General features: G+C 47.5%; 1 protein-coding gene. It reads left to right on the forward strand.

The genetic code is table 11. The annotated features are described in order from the left end of the window. Positions 1 to 88: 88 nt before the first annotated feature. A partial coding sequence (locus tag D7Y13_RS45485; RefSeq protein ID WP_147452722.1) for a hypothetical protein occupies positions 89 to 440 on the forward strand: 352 nt, incomplete at its 3' end.

Consider the following 440-nt stretch of genomic DNA (forward strand, 5'->3'; position numbering starts at 1 on the left):
TGGACAAATCGAGTTTTGCCAGGGCGCGCTATACTAGAGTCACTTTTTAACACCATATATGCACCTGCGACACATTGGATACGGATCTTTGATTGTTGTCGCACTGGTTCTCTTGGTGGCGTGTGCCACACGACCGATTTCTCAAGATCACGCAGAACTCTCATTTGCCATGCACCCTCAAACTGCATCGGTTGCCAATATTTTGAATATACCGACATCGACATTTACTTCGCATCACGCATCTATCACTGAAGCATCACCAGACACATTTGCGTATGCACATGGAACTGCGATGGCTCACGATAAGATTTTCATCGGCATGTCCGGCGTGCACGGCAATACCTATCCGACAAATTCCGTCGTCGTGTTCGATACTCTTGCAGACCTTTCTCATACCGTACGCATCACCATTCCAGGACAAGGAGATATTCAGACCATGG

The sequence above is a fragment of the Corallococcus praedator genome (assembly GCF_003612125.1).
Lineage (GTDB): Bacteria > Myxococcota > Myxococcia > Myxococcales > Myxococcaceae > Corallococcus > Corallococcus praedator.